19 protein-coding genes are annotated in these 18776 nt (G+C 64.6%); 11 read left to right on the top strand and 8 right to left on the bottom strand.

Annotation, left to right across the window (positions count from 1 at the left end):
• Positions 1-26: 26 nt before the first annotated feature.
• From VGN62_RS12665 to VGN62_RS12650, 4 genes are all read right to left on the bottom strand, one after another.
• Positions 27-773: a 3'(2'),5'-bisphosphate nucleotidase CysQ gene (locus VGN62_RS12665; protein WP_327454372.1), complete on the bottom strand. Its 747-nt coding sequence runs from the start codon at positions 771-773 to the stop codon at positions 27-29.
• A gap of 8 nt (positions 774-781) precedes the next feature.
• Positions 782-2695, bottom strand: coding sequence for a sulfate adenylyltransferase subunit CysN (gene cysN / locus VGN62_RS12660; protein ID WP_327454370.1), 1914 nt, complete (start codon positions 2693-2695; stop codon positions 782-784).
• Entirely contained in the window at positions 2695-3600 is a 906-nt protein-coding gene (gene cysD / locus VGN62_RS12655) for a sulfate adenylyltransferase subunit CysD (RefSeq protein WP_327454368.1), read from the bottom strand. Before cysD ends, cysN begins: the two co-directional genes overlap by 1 nt.
• 82 nt (positions 3601-3682) lie before the next feature.
• Positions 3683-4585 carry a LysR family transcriptional regulator gene (locus tag VGN62_RS12650; RefSeq protein ID WP_327454366.1) on the bottom strand — a complete coding sequence of 301 codons (903 nt, stop codon included), beginning with the start codon at positions 4583-4585 and terminating at the stop codon, positions 3683-3685.
• Positions 4586-4686: 101 nt separating this feature from the next.
• Here VGN62_RS12650 and VGN62_RS12645 point away from each other — a divergent pair, with 101 nt between their 5' ends.
• Genes VGN62_RS12645 through VGN62_RS12625 form a run of 5 tightly spaced genes read left to right on the top strand, consistent with a single transcriptional unit; the run spans position 4687 to position 7295 of the window.
• Positions 4687-5856 (top strand): isovaleryl-CoA dehydrogenase, encoded by a 1170-nt coding sequence (locus VGN62_RS12645; protein ID WP_327454364.1) that lies wholly within the window; start codon positions 4687-4689, stop codon positions 5854-5856.
• Positions 5853-6203 (top strand): hypothetical protein, encoded by a 351-nt coding sequence (locus tag VGN62_RS12640; RefSeq protein WP_327454362.1) that lies wholly within the window; start codon positions 5853-5855, stop codon positions 6201-6203. The genes VGN62_RS12645 and VGN62_RS12640 overlap by 4 nt, the downstream gene beginning before the upstream one ends.
• Positions 6200-6625, top strand: a complete 426-nt coding sequence (locus VGN62_RS12635; protein ID WP_327454360.1) for a VOC family protein — start codon at positions 6200-6202, stop codon at positions 6623-6625. The genes VGN62_RS12640 and VGN62_RS12635 overlap by 4 nt, the downstream gene beginning before the upstream one ends.
• On the top strand, positions 6622-7014 hold the full coding sequence (locus VGN62_RS12630; protein WP_327454358.1) for a VOC family protein: 393 nt from the start codon (positions 6622-6624) through the stop codon (positions 7012-7014). The genes VGN62_RS12635 and VGN62_RS12630 overlap by 4 nt, the downstream gene beginning before the upstream one ends.
• Positions 7011-7295 carry a hypothetical protein gene (locus tag VGN62_RS12625; protein WP_327454356.1) on the top strand — a complete coding sequence of 95 codons (285 nt, stop codon included), beginning with the start codon at positions 7011-7013 and terminating at the stop codon, positions 7293-7295. Before VGN62_RS12630 ends, VGN62_RS12625 begins: the two co-directional genes overlap by 4 nt.
• Positions 7296-7315: 20 nt before the next feature.
• Here the strand turns inward: VGN62_RS12625 and VGN62_RS12620 are convergent, their stop codons facing one another.
• A complete protein-coding gene (locus VGN62_RS12620; protein ID WP_327454354.1) occupies positions 7316-9397 on the bottom strand; it encodes a M13 family metallopeptidase in 2082 nt (693 codons plus the stop codon).
• A gap of 146 nt (positions 9398-9543) precedes the next feature.
• On the opposite strand from VGN62_RS12620, the gene VGN62_RS12615 reads away from it, so the two are divergent.
• The 6 genes from VGN62_RS12615 to VGN62_RS12590 are packed head-to-tail and all read left to right on the top strand — an operon-like array spanning position 9544 to position 14932.
• The gene (locus tag VGN62_RS12615; protein WP_327454352.1) at positions 9544-11142 is read left to right on the top strand and encodes a carboxyl transferase domain-containing protein; all 1599 of its coding nucleotides are present in this window, start codon (positions 9544-9546) and stop codon (positions 11140-11142) included.
• Between the two features lie 2 nt (positions 11143-11144).
• Entirely contained in the window at positions 11145-11489 is a 345-nt protein-coding gene (locus tag VGN62_RS12610) for a DUF3088 domain-containing protein (protein WP_327454350.1), read from the top strand.
• Positions 11486-11791 carry a hypothetical protein gene (locus VGN62_RS12605; protein WP_327454348.1) on the top strand — a complete coding sequence of 102 codons (306 nt, stop codon included), beginning with the start codon at positions 11486-11488 and terminating at the stop codon, positions 11789-11791. The genes VGN62_RS12610 and VGN62_RS12605 overlap by 4 nt, the downstream gene beginning before the upstream one ends.
• Positions 11788-13629, top strand: a complete 1842-nt coding sequence (locus tag VGN62_RS12600) for an acetyl/propionyl/methylcrotonyl-CoA carboxylase subunit alpha (RefSeq protein ID WP_327454346.1) — start codon at positions 11788-11790, stop codon at positions 13627-13629. The genes VGN62_RS12605 and VGN62_RS12600 overlap by 4 nt, the downstream gene beginning before the upstream one ends.
• The gene (locus tag VGN62_RS12595) at positions 13629-14081 is read left to right on the top strand and encodes a MaoC family dehydratase (protein ID WP_327454344.1); all 453 of its coding nucleotides are present in this window, start codon (positions 13629-13631) and stop codon (positions 14079-14081) included. The genes VGN62_RS12600 and VGN62_RS12595 overlap by 1 nt, the downstream gene beginning before the upstream one ends.
• Entirely contained in the window at positions 14081-14932 is an 852-nt protein-coding gene (locus VGN62_RS12590; RefSeq protein ID WP_327454342.1) for a CoA ester lyase, read from the top strand. Before VGN62_RS12595 ends, VGN62_RS12590 begins: the two co-directional genes overlap by 1 nt.
• A gap of 3 nt (positions 14933-14935) precedes the next feature.
• On the opposite strand, the gene VGN62_RS12585 is transcribed toward VGN62_RS12590, so the two are convergent.
• From VGN62_RS12585 to VGN62_RS12575, 3 genes are read right to left on the bottom strand one after another with little or no spacing between them, the layout of a single operon-like run.
• The gene (locus tag VGN62_RS12585) at positions 14936-16435 is read right to left on the bottom strand and encodes a phospholipase D-like domain-containing protein (RefSeq protein WP_327454340.1); all 1500 of its coding nucleotides are present in this window, start codon (positions 16433-16435) and stop codon (positions 14936-14938) included.
• Between the two features lie 45 nt (positions 16436-16480).
• Positions 16481-18283 (bottom strand): acyl-CoA dehydrogenase C-terminal domain-containing protein, encoded by a 1803-nt coding sequence (locus tag VGN62_RS12580; protein ID WP_327454338.1) that lies wholly within the window; start codon positions 18281-18283, stop codon positions 16481-16483.
• A gap of 51 nt (positions 18284-18334) precedes the next feature.
• Complete coding sequence (locus VGN62_RS12575; protein WP_037515136.1) at positions 18335-18766, bottom strand: MerR family transcriptional regulator; 432 nt, start codon at positions 18764-18766, stop codon at positions 18335-18337.
• Positions 18767-18776 lie beyond the last annotated feature (10 nt).

The following is an 18776-nucleotide window of genomic DNA, read 5'->3' as shown; positions in this document are numbered from 1 at the left end:
GTGCGGCCCGCTCCGAATAGGGTGCCCTATCCCACTGGCGAATATTGTGCGGCGAGGCGAAGCACCTCTTCGGCCAGCTCCATCCGGCAGATCAGCAGATCGGGCAAATAGGTATCGGCGTTGTTGTAGCGGATCGGCGATCCGTCGACGCGGCTGACGTGCAGGCCGGCTGCCTGCGCCACCGCGACGGGTGCGCAATTGTCCCACTCATACTGGCCGCCGGTGTGGAGGTAGATGTCCGCCTTGCCGCGCACGACCGCCATGGCCTTGGCGCCCGCCGACCCCATCGCGAGCAGGTCGGCGCCGATGCGTTCGGCGACGAAGACCGCTTCGGCGGCAGGGCGCGTACGGCTGACGAGCATCTTAAGCGGCTGGTTCGCAGGCTGGAGCGGCAGGGGGGCGCCCGATGTCAGCGTAAGGCCGAGCCCCGGCAGCGCGACGGCCCCGACCGTCGCGACGCCATCGACGGCGAGCGCCATATGGACCGCCCAATCGTCGCGGCCCTCGCCATATTCGCGCGTGCCGTCGAGCGGGTCGACGATCCAGACGCGGCTCTGGCCGCAGCGCGCCTCATTGTCCTTTTCTTCTTCGGACAGGAGCGCATCGTGGGGCCGTGCGGCGCGGATTTCGCGGCACAGCAGCGCGTTCGCCTGCTCGTCGCCCGCCTTCCCCAGCGCCTTGCCTTCCAGCTCGCCCCGCGCGCGCAGGTCGAGCAGGATCGCGCCTGCTGCGGTCGCCAGCCGTTCGGCGAGATGTTCGTCGCTTTCCCCCACGCGTATCCCTATCCCAACAAGCGATCGATGATCAGGTCCGCCGCCTCTTCGGGGGTCATCGCGGTGGTGTCGATGCGAATTTCGGGAGTCTCCGGCGCCTCATAAGGGCTGTCGATCCCGGTAAAATTCTTGAGCTGGCCCGCGCGCGCCTTTTTGTAGAGGCCCTTGACGTCGCGGCGCTCGGCCTCGGCCAGCGGCGTGTCGATGAACACCTCGATAAACTCGCCTTCGGGCAACATGCTGCGCACCATTTCGCGTTCGGCGCGGAAGGGCGAGATGAAGGCAGTGATGACGATCAGGCCGGCGTCCGACATCAGCTTCGCGACCTCGCCGACGCGGCGGATATTCTCGATCCGGTCAGCCTCGGTGAACCCGAGGTCGCGGTTCAGGCCGTGGCGGACGTTGTCGCCGTCGAGCAGGAAGCTGTGCCGGTTCATCCGGTGCAGCTTCTTTTCGACGAGATTCGCGATCGTAGACTTGCCCGATCCCGACAGACCGGTGAACCACAGCAGCGCGGGGCGCTGGTTCTTGAGGTTCGCGCGCATGTCGCGGTCGATGTCGGTCGCCTGCCAATGGACATTCTGCGCGCGGCGAAGGCTGAAGTGCAGCATCCCCGCGGCGACGGTCGCGTTGGTCAGCTTGTCGATGAGGATGAAACCGCCGAGCGTGCGGTTGTCGCCATAGGCCTCAAAGGTGATCGGCTTGTCGGTCGACAGTTCGACGACGCCGATGCCGTTGAGTTCGAGCGTTTTCGCCGCAAGATGATCGAGCGTGTTGACGTTGATCTCGTACTTCGGCGGCTGGATTGTCGCCGAGACGCTCTGCGTCGCAAGCTTGAGCCAATAGGCGCGGCCCGCGATCATCGCCTCGTCGGCCATCCAGACGAGCGTCGCCTCGAACTGGTCGGCGGCTTCGGGCGGCGCATCGGCGGCGGCGATCACGTCACCGCGCGAGCAGTCGACCTCGTCGGCGAGCGTGAGCGTGACCGACTGACCCGCGACGGCTTCGTCGAGGTCGCCGTCGAGCGTGACGATGCGGTCGACCGTCGTCGTCTTGCCGCTCGGAAGGATGCGCACGGCGTCGCCGGGCTTGACGGTGCCGCTCGCTAGCTGGCCCGAGAAGCCGCGGAAATCGAGGTTCGGGCGGTTGACCCATTGCACCGGCAGGCGGAACGGCTTCGCTTCGTCAGCGGCCGAGCCAATCTCGACATTTTCGAGATGCTCGATCAGCGCGGGTCCCTTGAACCACGGGGTGTTGTCCGACAGCGCGGTGATATTGTCGCCCTTGAACCCCGAAATCGGGATAGCGGTGAAGTTGGTGATGCCGATCTCGCTCGCGAAGGCGCGATACGCCAGCGTGATACGGTCGAACACCGCCTTGTCATAGCCGACAAGGTCCATCTTGTTCACCGCGAGCACGATATGCTTGATGCCGATCAGGTGCGCGAGGAAGCTGTGCCGGCGCGTCTGGGTGAGCACGCCCTTGCGCGCGTCGATCAGGATCACAGCAAGGTCGGCGGTCGAGGCGCCGGTGACCATATTGCGCGTATATTGTTCGTGCCCCGGCGTATCGGCGACGATGAACTTGCGCTTTTCGGTCGTGAAGAAGCGATAGGCGACGTCGATCGTGATCCCCTGCTCGCGCTCGGCGGCAAGGCCGTCGACGAGCAAGGCAAAGTCGATCTCCTGCCCCTGCGTGCCGACGCGCTTGCTGTCGGCTTCGAGCGCGGCGAGCTGGTCCTCGAAGATCATCTTCGAATCATAGAGCAGCCGCCCGATCAGCGTCGATTTGCCGTCGTCGACCGAGCCGCAGGTGATGAAGCGCAGCAGCGATTTCTGCTGATGCTGTTCAAGATAGGCGTCGATGTCCTCGGCGATCAGCGCGTCGGTGACGTAAACAGGAGATTCCGGGGCTTTTGGCATCAGAAATACCCCTCCTGCTTCTTCTTCTCCATCGACGCGTCGCCGCCATCTTTGTCGATGATGCGGCCCTGCCGTTCGCTGGTCGTGGTCAGCAGCATTTCCTGAATGACCTCGGACAGCGTGCTGGCTTCGCTCTCGACCGCACCCGTGAGCGGATAGCAGCCGAGGGTGCGGAAGCGCACCGAGCGTTCGACCGGCGTCTCGCCGGGCAGCAGCGGAAAGCGGTCATCGTCGACCATCAGCAGCAGCCCGTCGCGCTCCACGGTCGGGCGCGGCGCGGCGAAATAGAGCGGCACGATCGGGATGTTCTCGCGCGCGATATATTGCCAGATATCGAGCTCGGTCCAGTTCGAGATCGGGAAGACGCGGATGCTCTCGCCCTTCGCCTTCCGGGCGTTGTAAAGGTTCCAGAGTTCGGGACGCTGCTTCTTCGGATCCCAGCCGTGCGACGCGGTGCGGAAGGAAAAGATGCGCTCCTTCGCGCGGCTCTTTTCCTCGTCGCGCCGCGCGCCGCCGAAGGCGACGTCGAAACCGTGGAGGTCGAGCGCCTGCTTCAGCCCCTCGGTCTTCCACATGTCGGTATGAAGCGGACCATGGTCGAACGGATTGATCCCGCGCTCCTTCGCCTCGGGATTCTGATAGACGATCAGTTCCATGCCGCTTTCGGCCGCCATGCGGTCGCGCAGTTCGTACATCGCCCGGAATTTCCACGTCGTGTCGACGTGCAGCAGCGGGAACGGCGGCGGCGAGGGGTAGAAGGCCTTGCGCGCGAGATGCAGCATCACCGCGCTGTCCTTGCCCACGCTGTACAGCATGACAGGCTTGACCGCGTCGGCCATCACTTCGCGCATGATATGGATGCTCTCGGCCTCGAGCCGGTCGAGATGGGTCAGCGTATCGGTCATGCCCCGCCCTTGCCGTCGCGGAAGGCGACGCGCAAACAGTATGGCCTTTTGCCCATGCAAGCCAGACTTGTGGAGCGCCGGATCATGCAGCGATATCGACCTTCACCTGCCGCCACTCGGCTGCGATCGCGGCGATCGTTTCGAGTGCGTGGGCAAGCCGCGTCTCGACTTCGGGCAAGTCGCTCCACGCCGGGTCGGCGATTAGGCCGAGTTCGCGGCGAAAATCATAGCCCGTGACCTTGAGCGGCACGATACCCTCGATCGCGAGCGAGACGGGCGCGGTCGTGATCCCGACCCCCGCGGCGACCATGCGGAGGCAGCGCTCGTCGCTCTCGCTGCGCAACGCAAAACGCGGGCGGACGCCGTGACGCGTGAAGAAACGGCTCGTCGCATCGAGAAATTCGCACGAGCGGCGCGCGATCATCGTTTCGGCGGCGAGCTCCTCGGGTCCGACCTCGATGCGCCCGGCGAGCGGATGATCCGATGCGATGAACATCGCGAGCGGCTCTTCGTAGAGTGGCATCACATGATCGCCGCGCTCGCCTGTCCGCAACGGGACGAGAGCCATGTTGAGGCGGCCGCTGCCGAGCGCGGCGCGTAGCTCAGAGTCGCTGTTTTCGACGAGTTCGATCGCGAAGCCGGGTCGCAGCGCCGCGGCGATCGCCTGCAACAGTTCCGCAGACGCCGAGCGGATCACACCCAGTTTGAGCTCGGCAGCCTGACGATCATCCGCGCGCCCGAAGCTGTCGGCGGCGCGAAAGCCGCGTTCGAGGTCGCGCGCGATCGGCAGGAAACGCCCGCCCGCCTCGGTCAGCCGGATCTGGCGGCGGTTGCGAATGAACAACGGCGTGCCGACCAGCTTCTCGAGTTCGGCGATCCCCGTCGAGAGCGCCGGCTGGGTGACGCGGATTCGCAATGCCGCCTGCGTAAAGCTGCCAGCATCGACGACGGCGAGGAACTGGCGGATGTGCGCGCGCTTTATCATAAATTCTTCTTATGCAAAACTTCACCCCGTTTCAATTTCCATATGATGGAGTTTTGATGCACACTCGCGCCCTGTCCCGCCCCTCGATCGATAGGTAATCCATGCGCGCCACCCCCGATTTCGATTTCGCGCTCGGCGAAACCGCCGACATGATCCGCGATACCACCGCCCGCTTCGCCGACGAACAGATCGCGCCGCTCGCCGCCAAGGCCGATGCCGACGACTGGTTCCCGCGCGATGAATTGTGGACGCAGATGGGCGAGCTCGGGCTGCATGGTATCACCGTCGAGGAAGAATTCGGCGGCCTCGGACTCGGCTATCTCGAACATGTCATCGCGGTCGAGGAAGTCAGCCGTGCGTCGGCCGCGATCGGCCTCTCCTACGGCGCGCATTCCAACCTTTGCGTCAACCAGATCCGCCGCTGGGGCAATGCCGAACAGAAGGCGAAATACCTCCCCAAGCTGATCAGCGGCGAGCATGTCGGCAGCCTCGCGATGTCCGAAGCCGGCGCGGGCAGCGACGTCGTGTCGATGAAGCTGAAGGCCGACCGGGTCCAGGGCGGCTATGTCCTCAACGGCACCAAATTCTGGATCACCAACGCGACCTGCGCCGACACGCTCGTCGTCTATGCGAAGACGAGCCCCGAGGCGGGATCGCGCGGCATTACAGCGTTCCTGATCGAAAAGGATATGCCGGGGTTCGCCATCGGGCAGAAGATCGACAAGGTAGGTATGCGCGGTTCGCCGACCGCCGAGCTCGTCTTCACCGATTGCGAAGTGTCCGAAGAACAGGTGATGGGGCCCGAAAATGGCGGCGTCGGCGTGCTGATGTCGGGGCTCGATTATGAACGCGTCGTGCTCGCCGGCCTCCAGCTCGGCATCATGCAGGCGTGCCTCGACACGGTCATTCCCTATGTCCGCGAGCGCAAGCAGTTCGGCAAGCCGATCGGGTCGTTCCAGCTGATGCAGGCGAAGGTGGCCGACATGTATGTCATGCTCCAGTCGGCGCGCTCGTATGTCTACAACGTCGCCAAGGCGTGCGACGCGGGGCAGACAACGCGCTTCGACGCCGCGGGCTGCATCCTGCTCGCGAGCGAGAATGCGGTGAAGGTCGCGGGCGAAGCCATCCAGGCGCTGGGCGGCGCGGGCTACACCAAGGACTGGCCGGTCGAGCGTTACTGGCGCGACGCCAAGCTGCTCGACATCGGCGCGGGCACCAACGAGATCCGCCGCATGCTGATCGGCCGCGAACTGATCGGCGCCGGCGCGTGATCTGGCTCTGGCTGTCGGCCGCCTTCATGGTGACGACGGCCGGGGTTCATTCGATCATGGGGTATCGGCGGCTGATCGTGCCGTTGCTGCGCACGCGCGAAGGTCCGCTCGCCGACCCTATCGCGCGGCGGATCGTCGATTTTGCGTGGCACGCAACGTCAGTGCTGATGATGATTTCAGCCGCCGCAGTCGCGTGGCCCGGCACGCCCCAAGGACTGCTGGTCGTCATTGGCAGCGGATGGCTCGCCGCCGGGCTGTTCGACGCCGCCTATACGAAGGGCCGCCATATCGCATGGCCTGCGCTCTGCGGCGCGGGCATCCTTGCGCTGATCGGAGCGTTGGCATGAGCGTGCGCGGGCTTGTCCATCATATCGACCTGACGGTCAGCGACATCGTCGCATCGCGCGCTTTCTATGACAGCGTGCTGGGTTTCCTCGGCTATCGCCGTTCGGCCGATCATGACAATGGCAGCGATTGGGACCGCGTCGGCGAGCCCTTTCATTCGATCGGTATTTTGAAGGCACGCGGCGACGGCGCCGAACGAACGCACGACCGATATTCGCCGGGCCTCCATCATCTCGCGTGGACAAGCGACAGCCGCGAAGATGTCGACCGACTGCATGCGCTGTTGCGGGAGATCGGCGCTACGACCCTCGACGCGCCGGCCGATTATCCACGCTACGGCCCCGATTACTACGCGGTCTTCTTTGCCGATCCCGACGGGCTGAAGCTCGAATATGTGCATGGCGCGACGGCGAGCGAGCGATGAGCGGATTTCGCGTCACCGGGTTCGACCATATAGTGCTGTGCGTCCGCGACGTCGCAGCCACGCGCGCCTTCTACGAACGCGTGCTCGGCATGGCGTCGCGTGCGGAGCGGCCAGGCAAATATTCGCTGCAATTCGGCGCGAACAAGATCAGCCTGCAGGACGCCGCGACGAGCCCGACCATCGCGCGCAACACGGTGCCGGGCAGCGGCAATTTCTGCCTGCTCAGTGACACGCCCGTCGCCGAGTGGCGCGCGCACCTCGCTGCACATGGTGTCGAAATCATCGACGCCGGCCGTCGCGACGGCGCGGCCGGCACGATCGACTCGCTCTATTTCAACGACCCCGACGGCAATCTGGTCGAGGTCAGCAACATCGTTGAGCCGCGATGAGCGATACCTTGCTCGACGCCCTGCAATATTATGGCGCCGCGGCGGCGACGCTCGCGGCATTGCTCGTCTCGCTCAACCTTGGCGAACGGTGGAACGGCTGGGCGTTCGTGATCTTCGTGACGAGCAGCCTCGCCCTGATCGCATGGGGCTTCCTCCAGCCCGACAGCGAAGGCATCGGCTGGCAGAATGTCGCGCTGCTCTGCATCAATCTGGTCGGCGTCTACAGCCATCTGATCCGGAAAAAGCCCAGCAAACAAACGGACAAGGGCGAGGCGCAATGACGCCCCGCCTGCCCCTCACATCAGCCCCAGACGCGGACGCGCTTGTCGGGCGCGAGGTAGAGCTTGTCGCCTTCCTTGACGTCGAACGCCTTGTACCAGGCGTCGAGGTTGCGGACGGTGAGCGCGCGGTACATGCCCGGCGCATGGCCGTCGGTCGCGACGCGTGCGCGCAGCGCCTCGGCGCGCATCTTGGTCGCCCAGGTCTGTGCAAAGGCGATGAAGAAGCGCTGGTCGCCCGTGAAGCCGTCGATCACCGGCGCTTCCTTCCCGCCGAGCGAGGCTCGGTACGCGTCATAGGCCGCCTGCAGCCCCGCAACATCGGCGATATTCTCGCCCAGCGTCAGCTTGCCGTTGACCGCAAGGTCGGGGAACGGCTTGTAGGTGTCGAACTGCGCCGCGAGCGCGTCGCCTGCGGCGTTGAACTTCGCAAGGTCCGCCGCGGTCCACCAGTTGCGCAGCGCGCCGGTGGAATCGAAGGCCGCGCCATTATTGTCGAAGCTGTGGCTGATCTCATGGCCGATGACCGCACCGATCGCGCCATAGTTGAACGCGGGGTCGGCCTTCGCGTTGAAGAAGGGCGGCTGGAGGATCGCGGCGGGGAAGTTCAGCGCGTTCTGGACCGGCAAGTTTACGGCGTTGACGGTCTGCGGGACCATCCACCATTCGCCCTTGTCCATCGGCTTGCCGATCTTGGCGAGCTGGTGCGCATATTCCGCCTTCTGCCCCGCGACCTCGTTCGCATAGGCGTCCGCACCGACGGTATAGCTGCCATAGTCGCGCCAGCTTTCGGGATAGCCGACGCCGACCACGATCGTCTCGACCTTCTTGATCGCTTCCTTCTTGGTTTCGGGCGCCATCCAGTCGATCGTCTCGACGCGCTTTGCGAAAGCGGTCTTGATGCCCTTCACCATGTCGCCGACTTCGGCCTTTGCCGAGGCGGGGAAATACTTCGCGGCATAGACGCGGCCGACCGCGTCACCGAGATCAGTGTTCAACGCGTCGAGCGCGCGCTTGTCGCGGCTGCGCTGCTGCGGCGTGCCCGCAAGGGTCGTCCCGTAAAAGGCGAAATGCGCGCCGTCGATCGCGCTCGGCAGCACGTCGGTATGGCTGTTGATCTGGTGGAACGCCAGCCAGTCCTTCCACGCATCGAGCGGCTCCGACGCGACAAGCGCCGACAGGCCGGTGATCGCGTTCGCATGATAGGCGCCGAACTTGGCTGCACCGCCGAGCCCGGCGCCCGCAAAATACGCATCCCAATCGATGCCCGGCGCCTTCTTCGCGAAATCACCCTTCGTCCAGACGCCGGCCGATTTGGTGAAATCCTCGCTCTGTTCGCGGTTTGCGTGCGCCTTGGCAATCTTGACCTCGAGGTCGTAGATGCGCTTCGCCTTCGCGGCGGCATCGGCCTGCCCCGCGGCGGTCAGCAGCTTCGCTATATAGGCCTGATAGTCGGTGCGGATCTTCGCCATCTTGGCGTCGGACGACAGATAATATTCGCGCTCGGGAAGGCCGAGGCCACCCTGAAGCATATAGGGGATCACTTCGCCGGGGGTCGCGAGTCCCTGCGTCACGAAGATGCCGAAGAGATTCTCGGTCTCGAAATCGGTCGCGTTCAGGGGGTCGACGTCGGCGCGCGTCTGCTCGCCAAGCACCTTCGACAGCGCGGCCTTGTCAGTGATCGCCGCGAAGCGTGCGAGGTCGCCTTCGACGGGCTTCATGCCCGCAGCGTCGATCGCCTTGGTGTCGGTGTACGCCTTGTAAAAGGCGGCAATGCGGCCCTCGTCGCTGTTCGGTTCGCCGCCCTTCGCGACGATCGCGTCGACCAGCTCGCGCGTGCGCTTCTCAGTTTCGAGGAAGGCGACGTAAAAGGCGCCGATCGACGAGCGGTCGGCAGGGATTTCGGTCGCCTTGTCCCAATTGCCGTTGGCATAGGCATAGAAGTCGTCGCCGGGCTTCACGCCCGTGTTCATCGCGGCCTTGCTGATGCCAATGTCGGTGCCGACGGTGTAGGTCGCCTCGGCCTTTTCGCCCTTCGAACAGGCGACGGGTCCCGCAAGAACCGCAGCGGTGGACAAGAGGACGGCGATGACAGTTTTTTTCATGGAAATGACCTCATTTTGTCACGGATAGGCAGGCGGCCGACGCGTGGGAAAATCCGGTTTCAATACCAACCATTTTCGGCCTGCTGCGCTTTTCAATCGACGAGCGGCGGGTTAGTTCCGAACCGAATTCAGGGAGAGACGATACAGTGAGCGCACCGGTTCTTGGCACCAGCATCAATGCGGACAGCGACGAATATCGCACGCGCAGCGCGCATAACCGCGCGCTGACCGAGGCGCTGCGGACGGCGGTTGCCGAAGCCGCGCTCGGCGGCAACGAGAAATCGCGCGAGCGGCACACGAGCCGCGGCAAATTGCTGCCGCGCGAGCGCGTCGAGCGGCTGCTCGATCCGGGCGCGCCTTTCCTCGAAATCGGCCAACTCGCGGCGAACGACCTCTATGAGGGTGAAGTTCCCGGCGCGGGCCTCATTTGCGGCATCGGGCAGGTGTCGGGCCGCCAGTGCATGATCGTGTGCAACGATGCGACGGTGAAGGGCGGCACCTACTACCCGATGACCGTCAAGAAGCATCTGCGCGCGCAGGAGATTGCCGAGGCAAACCGCCTGCCCTGCATCTATCTGGTCGACAGCGGCGGCGCGAACCTGCCGCATCAGGACCAGGTGTTTCCCGACCGCGACCATTTCGGGCGCATCTTCTTCAACCAGGCGAATATGTCGGCGAAGCGCATCCCGCAGATCGCGTGCGTGGTGGGCAGCTGCACCGCGGGCGGCGCCTATGTCCCCGCGATGTCGGACGAGACGGTGATCGTGCGCAATCAGGGCACGATCTTCCTCGCCGGTCCCCCGCTGGTGAAGGCCGCGACGGGCGAAGAGATCAGCGCCGAGGATCTCGGCGGCGGCGACCTCCACGCGAAGAAGTCGGGCGTCGTCGATCACCTCGCCGAAAATGACGAACATGCGCTGACGATCGTCCGCGACATCGTCAGCCACCTCGGCGAGGACAAGGGTTTCGAGGTACCGATGAAGGCCCCGCGCCCGCCCAAATATGCCGCCGAGGAAATCTATGGCGTCGTCCCCGACGATGTCCGCGCGCCCTATGACGTGCACGAGGTGATCGCGCGCATCGTCGACGGCAGCGAGTTCCACGAGTTCAAGGCGAACTATGGCGCAACGCTCGTTTGCGGCTTCGCGCATATCTGGGGCATCCCGGTCGCGATCCTCGCGAACAATGGCGTGCTGTTCAGCGAAAGCGCGGTCAAGGGCGCGCATTTCATCGAACTGGCGCAGCAACGCCGCATCCCCCTGCTCTTCCTCCAGAATATTTCGGGTTTCATGGTTGGCGGCAAATATGAGGCCGAGGGGATCGCCAAGCATGGCGCAAAGCTGGTCACCGCAGTCGCCACGGCGACGGTGCCGAAGATCTCCGTGCTGATCGGCGGCAGCTTCGGCGCGGGCAATTACGGCATGTGCGGCCGCGCCTATTCGCCGCGGTTCTTGTTCAGCTGGCCGAACAGCCGGATCAGCGTGATGGGCGGCGAGCAAGCCGCGTCGGTTCTGGCAACCGTCCACCGCGACGCCGATAAATGGACGCCCGAAGAGGCTGAGGCATTCAAGGCACCGATCCGCCAGAAATATGAGGACGAAGGCAATCCCTATCACGCGACCGCGCGCCTGTGGGACGATGGCATCATCGACCCCGCACAGACGCGCGACGTGCTGGGCCTCGCCTTTGCTGCAACGCTGAACGCTCCGGTCGAAGACCGCGGGTTCGGCGTGTTCAGGATGTGACCATGCGCGACCGGCTCTTCCTTCTCGATCCGCTGTTCGACGATCCCGCCCTGCCCGGACGGAATTTCTATTGCCGCGACTGCATCACGGTTGACGGGTTGCTCGCAAGTTTTCCCGAACAGGCGGCGACGCTCGAGGTGATCCGCATAGCCTATCCGCGCCCGCGCAACGCCGTGATCGCAGCGATCGGCGAGGCGAATCAGAATCTGCCGGTGCTGGTGCTCGCCGACAACGCACCCCATGAACTCGCTGACGGTGAGCATCAAGGCACGCGCTTCGTGGGCGATTTCAAGCGGCTGCTCCACGCGCTGCACCTCCGCCACGGCTTTCCGGAGGCGCATCCATGATCGCACGGCGCTGGCACGGGATCGTCCCGAAGGACAAGGCTGACGCCTATTTCAGGCTGATGCTCGACGTCGCGATTCCCGATTACCGGTCGGTCGCGGGCAATCGCGGGGCGTGGTGCTTCCAGCGCGCCGAGGGCGATGTCGTCCATTTCGAGATGCTGACCTTCTGGGACAGTCTCGACGCGGTCGAAGGCTTCGCGGGCACGCCGGTCGATGCGGCCAGATATTATGATTTCGACGATGACTTCCTGATCGAAAAGGAAGCGCATGTCCTGCATTTCGAAGTGAACGGAACCCAATGATCACCTCCCTGCTTATCGCCAATCGCGGCGAAATCGCCTGCCGCATCATCCGCACCGCGCGCGAGATGGGCATCCGCACCGTCGCGGTCTATTCGGACGCCGATGCGAAGGCGCTGCATGTGCGCGAGGCCGACGAGGCCGTGCATATCGGGCCGTCGCCGGCGCGCGAATCCTATCTGATCGGCGAGAAGATCATCGCCGCAGCCAGGTCGACCGGCGCCGAGGCGATCCATCCCGGCTATGGCTTCCTCTCCGAGAATGCCGAGTTCGCGCAGGCGGTGGCCGATGCCGGGCTCGTCTGGGTCGGGCCGAAGCCCTCGTCGATCACCGCAATGGGCCTCAAAGACGCCGCCAAGAAGCTGATGGCCGACGCCGGGGTGCCGGTGACACCCGGCTATATGGGCGAAAATCAGGACCCCGCCTATCTCGCCGAACAGGCGACCGAAATCGGCTATCCCGTGCTGATCAAGGCGGTCGCAGGCGGCGGCGGCAAAGGGATGCGCAAGGTCGACGCCGCAGCCGACTTTGCCGACGCGCTCGCCTCGTGCCAGCGCGAGGCGGCAGCGTCGTTCGGCAACGACCATGTGCTGATCGAGAAATATATCCTGACCCCGCGCCATATCGAGGTGCAGGTGTTCGGCGACACCCACGGCAATGTCGTCCATCTGTTCGAGCGCGACTGCTCGCTCCAGCGCCGCCACCAGAAGGTGATCGAGGAAGCCCCCGCCCCCGGCATGGACGAAGCGACCCGCGCCGAACTCTGCGCCGCCGCGGTGCGCGCAGCAAAGGCGGTCGACTATGTCGGCGCGGGCACGATCGAATTCATCGCCGACGCATCGGAGGGCCTCCGCGCCGACCGCATCTGGTTCATGGAAATGAACACGCGCCTACAGGTCGAGCATCCCGTCACCGAGGAAATCACCGGCGTCGATCTGGTCGAATGGCAGCTTCGCGTCGCGTCGGGCGAGCCGATCCCGCTGTCGCAGGACGAACTTTCGATCAACGGCTGGGCGATGGAAGCGCGGCTGTACGCCGAAGACCCCGCAAAGGGTTTCTTGCCGAGCATCGGCACGCTCGAACTCTTCCAGCTTCCCGAACATATCGGCCGCGTCGACACCGGCGTGTACGAGGGCGCCGAGGTCTCGCCCTTCTACGACCCGATGATCGCCAAGGTCATCGCGTGGGGCGAGGACCGCGAGGAAGCGCGTGAACTCTTGTCAGAGATGCTCGAGGACAGCGCGATCTGGCCGGTGAAGACCAACTCGGCGTTCCTGATCAATGCGCTCGACCATCCCGATTTCGTCGCGGGCACCGTCGACACCGGCCTGATCGGCCGCGACGGCGATGCAATGACCGAGGAGCCCGTGCCCACCGCACAGGCGCTCACCAATGCCGCGATGGCGATGGTTCCACGCTCGTTGCAATCGGGCTTCCGCCTCAACGCCCCCGATGTGCGCACCGCGCCCTTCCTGCTCGACGGCAAGCGCGTCGAAGTCGAACTGCACGGCCCCGGCGCCGAAGAACCCGCGCCTGCGATGCTCGTCGCCGAGGCTGGGTCGGTGTGGCAGCTCGCGCCCTGGCGTGCCGCTGGAAGCACGGGCGGCGCTGCGGGCGACGGCGCGATCCTGTCGCCGATGCCCGGCAAGGTCATCGCGGTCGATGTCGCCGCGGGTGACAGGGTGACCAAGGGGCAGAAATTGCTCACGCTCGAAGCGATGAAGATGGAGCACAGCCTGACCGCGCCGTTCGACGGCGTCGTCGCCGAACTCAATGCCGTCGCGGGCGGACAGGTGCAGGTCGAAGCCCTGCTGGCAAAGATCGAGAAGGAAGACGCATAATGGCGGGCAAATATTTCGACGAATGGGCGATCGGCGACACGCTGACCCACGACATCCGCCGCACCGTGACCGAGACCGACAATCTGCTGTTCACGACGATGACGCACAATCCGCAGCCGCTCCACCTCGATATCGAAGCCGCAAAGGCGTCGGAATTCGGCCAGATCCTCGTCAACGGCACCTTCACCTTCAGCCTGATGGTCGGGCTGTCGGTCGGCGACACGACGCTCGGCACGCTCGTCGCGAACCTTGGTTACGACAAGCTGGTCATGCCGAAGCCGGTCTTTATCGGCGACACGCTTCGTGCCGAATCCGAGGTCGTTGGCCTCAAGGAGTCCAAATCGCGACCGAATGCGGGTATCGTGACCTTCCTCCACCGCGCCATCAACCAGCGGGGCGAGATCGTCTGCCAGTGCGAACGTTCCGCCCTCATCAAGAAGAAAGCCGCCTGATGCGCCTCCGCTCCTTGCTCTTCGTTCCCGGCGACCGGCCCGAGCGCTTCGCCAAGGCGGCGGCGTCGGGTGCCGACGCGATCATCCTCGACCTCGAAGATTCGGTGTCGCCGGCAAACAAGGAAACGGCGCGCGCCGCGATAGCCAACTATCTGGCGGGGACGCGCGAAGTCGTGACGCTGGTGCGCGTCAACCCGCTCGACGGCCATCTGACCGCCGCCGACGTCGCCGCGATCGCCGCTGCACGCCCCGATGCGATCATGCTTCCGAAGGCCGAGGGTGCGCCGAGCATCGCACAGCTCGACACGATCCTGCGCAGCGAATCCGCACGCGATGCCTCGCTGCCGCCGATCCTGCCGATCGCGACGGAGACCCCTGCAGCGATCTTCACGCTCGGCAGCTATCGCGAAGTGAAGGATCGCCTGCTCGGGCTGACCTGGGGCGCCGAAGACCTGCCCGCCGCAATCGGCGCGACGACAAGCCGCGAGAGCGACGGCAGCTATACCTCGCCCTATGAAGTCGCACGCGCGATGACCCTGTTCGCGGCGCACGCGGCGGCGGCGGCGGCGATCGACACCGTCTTCCCCGCGATCAAGGACGAAGCCGGCCTCGCCGCCTATGCCGCCCGCGCGCGGCGCGACGGCTTTACCGGGATGATGGCGATCCACCCGTCGCAGGTCGAACCGATCAACGCCGCCTTCACCCCCAGCCCCGACGAGGTGTCGCGCGCGCAGGCCATCGTCGATGCCTTCGCCGCCAATCCCGGCGTCGGGGTGCTACAGGTCGACGGCAAGATGGTCGATGCGCCGCACCTCAAGCAGGCGAAGCATATTCTCGCGCTGTCCGACTAGAATCTAGGCCTTCCGCCGCCGGAAGGGCCGGTGCCGCTTCATCCAGTCGCGGCCGCGGTGCCAGCTCTTCTTCAGTCCGCGCTCGGTCAGGCTTTCGAACATCGCGTCCGGGCTGGTGGGGTCGAGCAGCTCATTCTCGGCGATGAACTCGTCCATCGGCCCCGGCGGCACGAGGTCGAGCAGCTCGAGCGAGCGCCCCTTGCCGCGCAGCGTCTCGATCGTTTCGATCAGCGACCCCGTGCGTTCGAACATCGCCGCAACCTCGTCTTCCGCCGCATCAAGATGCTCGGCGATCAGCGATGTGCGAAGCCGTGCGATGGCGGGTTCGGCGCCCGCGTTCGGCGCAAGCGCGATGTCGATCGTCACGTCGCATTCGCTGTCGAGTCCCATCGAGCGGTTGTTCAGATTGGCCGACCCGACCCGGATCAGCCGGTCGTCGACGATCGCTGTCTTCGCATGGACATAAATGGGCTCGCCGCGCTTCGTGCGCGGGTAATAGACCTTCAGCCGGTCGCCGTGCTTTGCCTTGGCGATTTCGCGCACGAGCTGCACGCGCGCCGCGTCCATCGCCATCTGTTCGAGCCAGCCATCGGCGGTCTTGGGCATCACCATCACGAATTCGGGAGGATCGTCGCCGTTCAGCCGTTCGGCGATCGCCGCGGCGATCTTTCCGCAAGTGAAATACTGGTTCTCGAAATAGATGAAGCGCCCGGCCGCCGCGATCATGTCGAGATAAAGCTGCTCGATCTCGCGGATCGCGTCGAAGCCATCATATTCGGCACGCGTGCGCGAGATGGCGACATCGACATCCTCGAAATCGGGGTCGAGACCATCGGGCCAGCTTTCGCCCTCGCCTCGTAGGTCGCGCAGCGGTTTTTTGGTCGCGCGCTGCCAGCGTTCGTTGCCAAGGTCGGCGAGCGCGTTGCCGACGGGACCCGCGAGGATCATCGTCGAATCATGCCATGGCATATAGGCTTTGCCGTCGGGCGCGGTGCGATGCGGGTCGCCGTCCTTGTGATCGCGCGTATCCCAACGGCGCGCGCCGACGTCGATGCCGCCGCACACGGCGAGATGATCGTCGAACACCGCGACCTTCTGGTGGTGGCTGCAGCCCACAGGATGTGCGCTGTCGAGCCGGAAGCTGATCGAGCGTGTCAGTTTCCAGCGCGCGACCATCGACAGGATGCGCGGCATCGCGAATTGTTTCAGCCCGCCAAAATTCCAGCGCAAAATGTCGATGTCGCGATCGGGTTTTTCATGCGCGAGGCGCAGCAGATAGTCGCCGAGCGGTTCGCCCTTGCCATTCTTGTCGGGCTTCAGTGCGATCCGCGGATCGAAATCCCAGCCGATGAGCAGGATGCGCTGTTTCGCGTCGGCCATCAGCCGTTCGAGCAGCGCGAAATAGTCTGCCGCATCGACGATCATCCGCGCCTTGTCGGCGCGTTCGATCCGCCAGCAGTTGCGGCCTTCGACGACTATCGGTTTCAAGTCCCCTTCGCTCATCGCCGCCTCCACGCATGGCGACGGCGATGGTTGCAAAGGAGCATATCAGGCGGCGGCGAATTGTTCGGGCGTCAGCGCCATCATCGCATCGCTGCCCGCCTCGATCTTGCGGCGGAGCGATCCCGCGTCGGGAAGGAAGCGTTCGGCGAAATAGCGCGCCGTGACGAGCTTGGCTTCGAGGAACGCCGTGTTGCCGCGGCCTTCGGCGAGCGCCTTCTGCGCCGCTTCGGCCATCCTCAACCACATCGAACCGAGCGCAACGATACCGAGGATATGCATATAATGATGCGCCCCGGCGCCGACATTGTTCGGGTTCGCCATGCCATTCTGCATGAACCACATCGTCGCAGCCTTGAGTTCGCCGTTGGCCTTTTCTAGGCGCGTCGCGAAATCGGCGAGCGTTTCATTGCCCTTGGCGTTGCCGCATTCCTCGTCGACGATCGCGAAGAAGGCCTGGATGGCGCGCCCGCCATTCTGCGCGAGCTTGCGGCCGACAAGGTCCATCGCCTGCACGCCGTTGGCGCCTTCATAGATCATCGTGATGCGGGCATCGCGGACATATTGCGACATGCCCTGTTCTTCGATGTAGCCATGGCCGCCGAATACCTGCTGCGCATTGGTCGCGACCTCATAGCCCTTGTCGGTGCCATAGCCCTTGATCACGGGGGTGAGCAGGCTGACGAGATCGTCGGCGCGCTGGCGCTCCTCCTCGCTCTCGGCAACATGCGCGAGGTCGACCTGCAGCGCCCCCCAGGTGCAGAGCGCGCGCAGCCCCTCAACGGTCGCCTTTCCGTCCATCAGCATGCGGCGGACGTCGGGGTGCACGAACAGCGGGTCGGCCTTTTCCTGCGGATCCTTGGGGCCGGTGAGTGCGCGGCCCTGACGGCGATCCTGCGCGTACTGGACGGCGTTCTGGTAGGCGACATCGGCCTGGCCGAGCCCCTGGATGCCGACGCCGAGGCGCGCGGCGTTCATCATCACGAACATCGCGGCAAGGCCCTTATTCTCCTCGCCGACCATCCAGCCCTTCGCGCCGTCATAGTTCATGACGCAGGTCGAATTGGCGTGGATGCCCATCTTGTGCTCGATCGACCCGCACGAGAGCGTGTTGCGCTCGCCGAGCGATCCGTCGTCGCTGACGATGAACTTGGGTACGATGAACAGCGAGATGCCCTTGACGCTGTCGGGCGCGTCGGGGGTCTTCGCCAGGACGAGGTGGATGATGTTGTCGGTGAGGTCATGCTCGCCCGACGAGATGAAGATTTTCGTGCCGGTGACCGCATAGCTGCCGTCGCCATTCGGCACCGCGCGCGTGCGGATGAGGCCGAGGTCGGTGCCGCAGTGCGGTTCGGTGAGGTTCATCGTCCCGCCCCAGTCGCCCGCGATCATCCGGGGGACATAGGTCGCCTTCTGCTCGTCCGATCCCTTGACGAGAATCGCGGCGGTCGCGCCCTGCGTGAGCCCGGGATACATGGCGAACGCCTGGTTGGCGGCGTTGCGATATTCCTCGACCGGGAAACCGATGACGTGCGGCAAGCCCTGCCCGCCAAATTCCTCGGGCGCGGTGAGCAGGCCCCAGCCGGCTTCGGAATAGGCTTTATAGGCTTCCTTGAACCCTTTCGGCGTCGTCACGCTGCCGTCGTCGTGGCGCGTGCAGCCTTCGAGGTCGCCCGACTGGTTGATCGGGAACAGCACTTCCTCGCAGAACTTCCCCGCCTCGGTCAGCACCGCCTCGACCATGTCGGGGGTCGCGTTCGCAAAACCGGGCAGGTTTGCGTAGCGCTCGATCCCGAGCACATCATTGAGGAGGAACAGCGTGTCTTGCACGGGTGCGCGATAGACGGGCATGGGGTATCCTTCTGAAAAGCAGGTTAGCAGTGAACTTGCCTGGGGAGAGGCTCAGTCGACCTTTTGGCCGGCGTCGACTTTTTTCACCGTATCGATGAAACGTGACAGCTCATCTACAGCGCTGTCAATATCGTCGCGCTGGCGTTGCAGCAAACCGATGCGCTGCTCGCATTTTTCGATCGTCACCTGGCGTTGCAGCTTGCGGCCGTCACCGACGTCGTAAAGGTCGATCATCTCGCGAATGTCGGCGAGGCTGAAGCCCGTGCGCTTGGCGCGGAGGATCCACGCCAGCCGCGCCCGGTCGCGTTTCGAATAGATGCGCGACAATCCCTTGCGCGACGGGCTGATCAGCCCTTCATCCTCATAGAAACGCAGTGCGCGCGCGGTGACCCCGAACTCGGTCGACAAGTCGGTGATGCTGAATTGCTCGCGCCCCAGATGGTCGGGCGTATCGATATGGGCGTGGCCATATTGTTCGGTCATGCCGATGAAA

Source organism: Sphingopyxis sp., assembly GCF_035998905.1.
Lineage (GTDB): Bacteria > Pseudomonadota > Alphaproteobacteria > Sphingomonadales > Sphingomonadaceae > Sphingopyxis.
This window is presented reverse-complemented; position numbering and strand designations above follow the sequence as displayed.

Excerpts from the sequence above, each read along its gene's own strand:
- cysN (WP_327454370.1), bottom strand. The coding sequence starts at position 2,695 with ATGCCAAAAGCCCCGGAATCTCCTGTTTACGTCACCGACGCGCTGATC.
- cysD (WP_327454368.1), bottom strand. The coding sequence starts at position 3,600 with ATGACCGATACGCTGACCCATCTCGACCGGCTCGAGGCCGAGAGCATC.
- VGN62_RS12650 (WP_327454366.1), bottom strand. The coding sequence starts at position 4,585 with ATGATAAAGCGCGCGCACATCCGCCAGTTCCTCGCCGTCGTCGATGCT.
- VGN62_RS12645 (WP_327454364.1), top strand. The coding sequence starts at position 4,687 with ATGCGCGCCACCCCCGATTTCGATTTCGCGCTCGGCGAAACCGCCGAC.
- VGN62_RS12635 (WP_327454360.1), top strand. The coding sequence starts at position 6,200 with ATGAGCGTGCGCGGGCTTGTCCATCATATCGACCTGACGGTCAGCGAC.
- VGN62_RS12630 (WP_327454358.1), top strand. The coding sequence starts at position 6,622 with ATGAGCGGATTTCGCGTCACCGGGTTCGACCATATAGTGCTGTGCGTC.
- VGN62_RS12625 (WP_327454356.1), top strand. The coding sequence starts at position 7,011 with ATGAGCGATACCTTGCTCGACGCCCTGCAATATTATGGCGCCGCGGCG.
- VGN62_RS12620 (WP_327454354.1), bottom strand. The coding sequence starts at position 9,397 with ATGAAAAAAACTGTCATCGCCGTCCTCTTGTCCACCGCTGCGGTTCTT.
- VGN62_RS12610 (WP_327454350.1), top strand. The coding sequence starts at position 11,145 with ATGCGCGACCGGCTCTTCCTTCTCGATCCGCTGTTCGACGATCCCGCC.
- VGN62_RS12605 (WP_327454348.1), top strand. The coding sequence starts at position 11,486 with ATGATCGCACGGCGCTGGCACGGGATCGTCCCGAAGGACAAGGCTGAC.
- VGN62_RS12600 (WP_327454346.1), top strand. The coding sequence starts at position 11,788 with ATGATCACCTCCCTGCTTATCGCCAATCGCGGCGAAATCGCCTGCCGC.
- VGN62_RS12595 (WP_327454344.1), top strand. The coding sequence starts at position 13,629 with ATGGCGGGCAAATATTTCGACGAATGGGCGATCGGCGACACGCTGACC.
- VGN62_RS12590 (WP_327454342.1), top strand. The coding sequence starts at position 14,081 with ATGCGCCTCCGCTCCTTGCTCTTCGTTCCCGGCGACCGGCCCGAGCGC.
- VGN62_RS12585 (WP_327454340.1), bottom strand. The coding sequence starts at position 16,435 with ATGAGCGAAGGGGACTTGAAACCGATAGTCGTCGAAGGCCGCAACTGC.
- VGN62_RS12580 (WP_327454338.1), bottom strand. The coding sequence starts at position 18,283 with ATGCCCGTCTATCGCGCACCCGTGCAAGACACGCTGTTCCTCCTCAAT.
- VGN62_RS12575 (WP_037515136.1), bottom strand. The coding sequence starts at position 18,766 with ATGACCGAACAATATGGCCACGCCCATATCGATACGCCCGACCATCTG.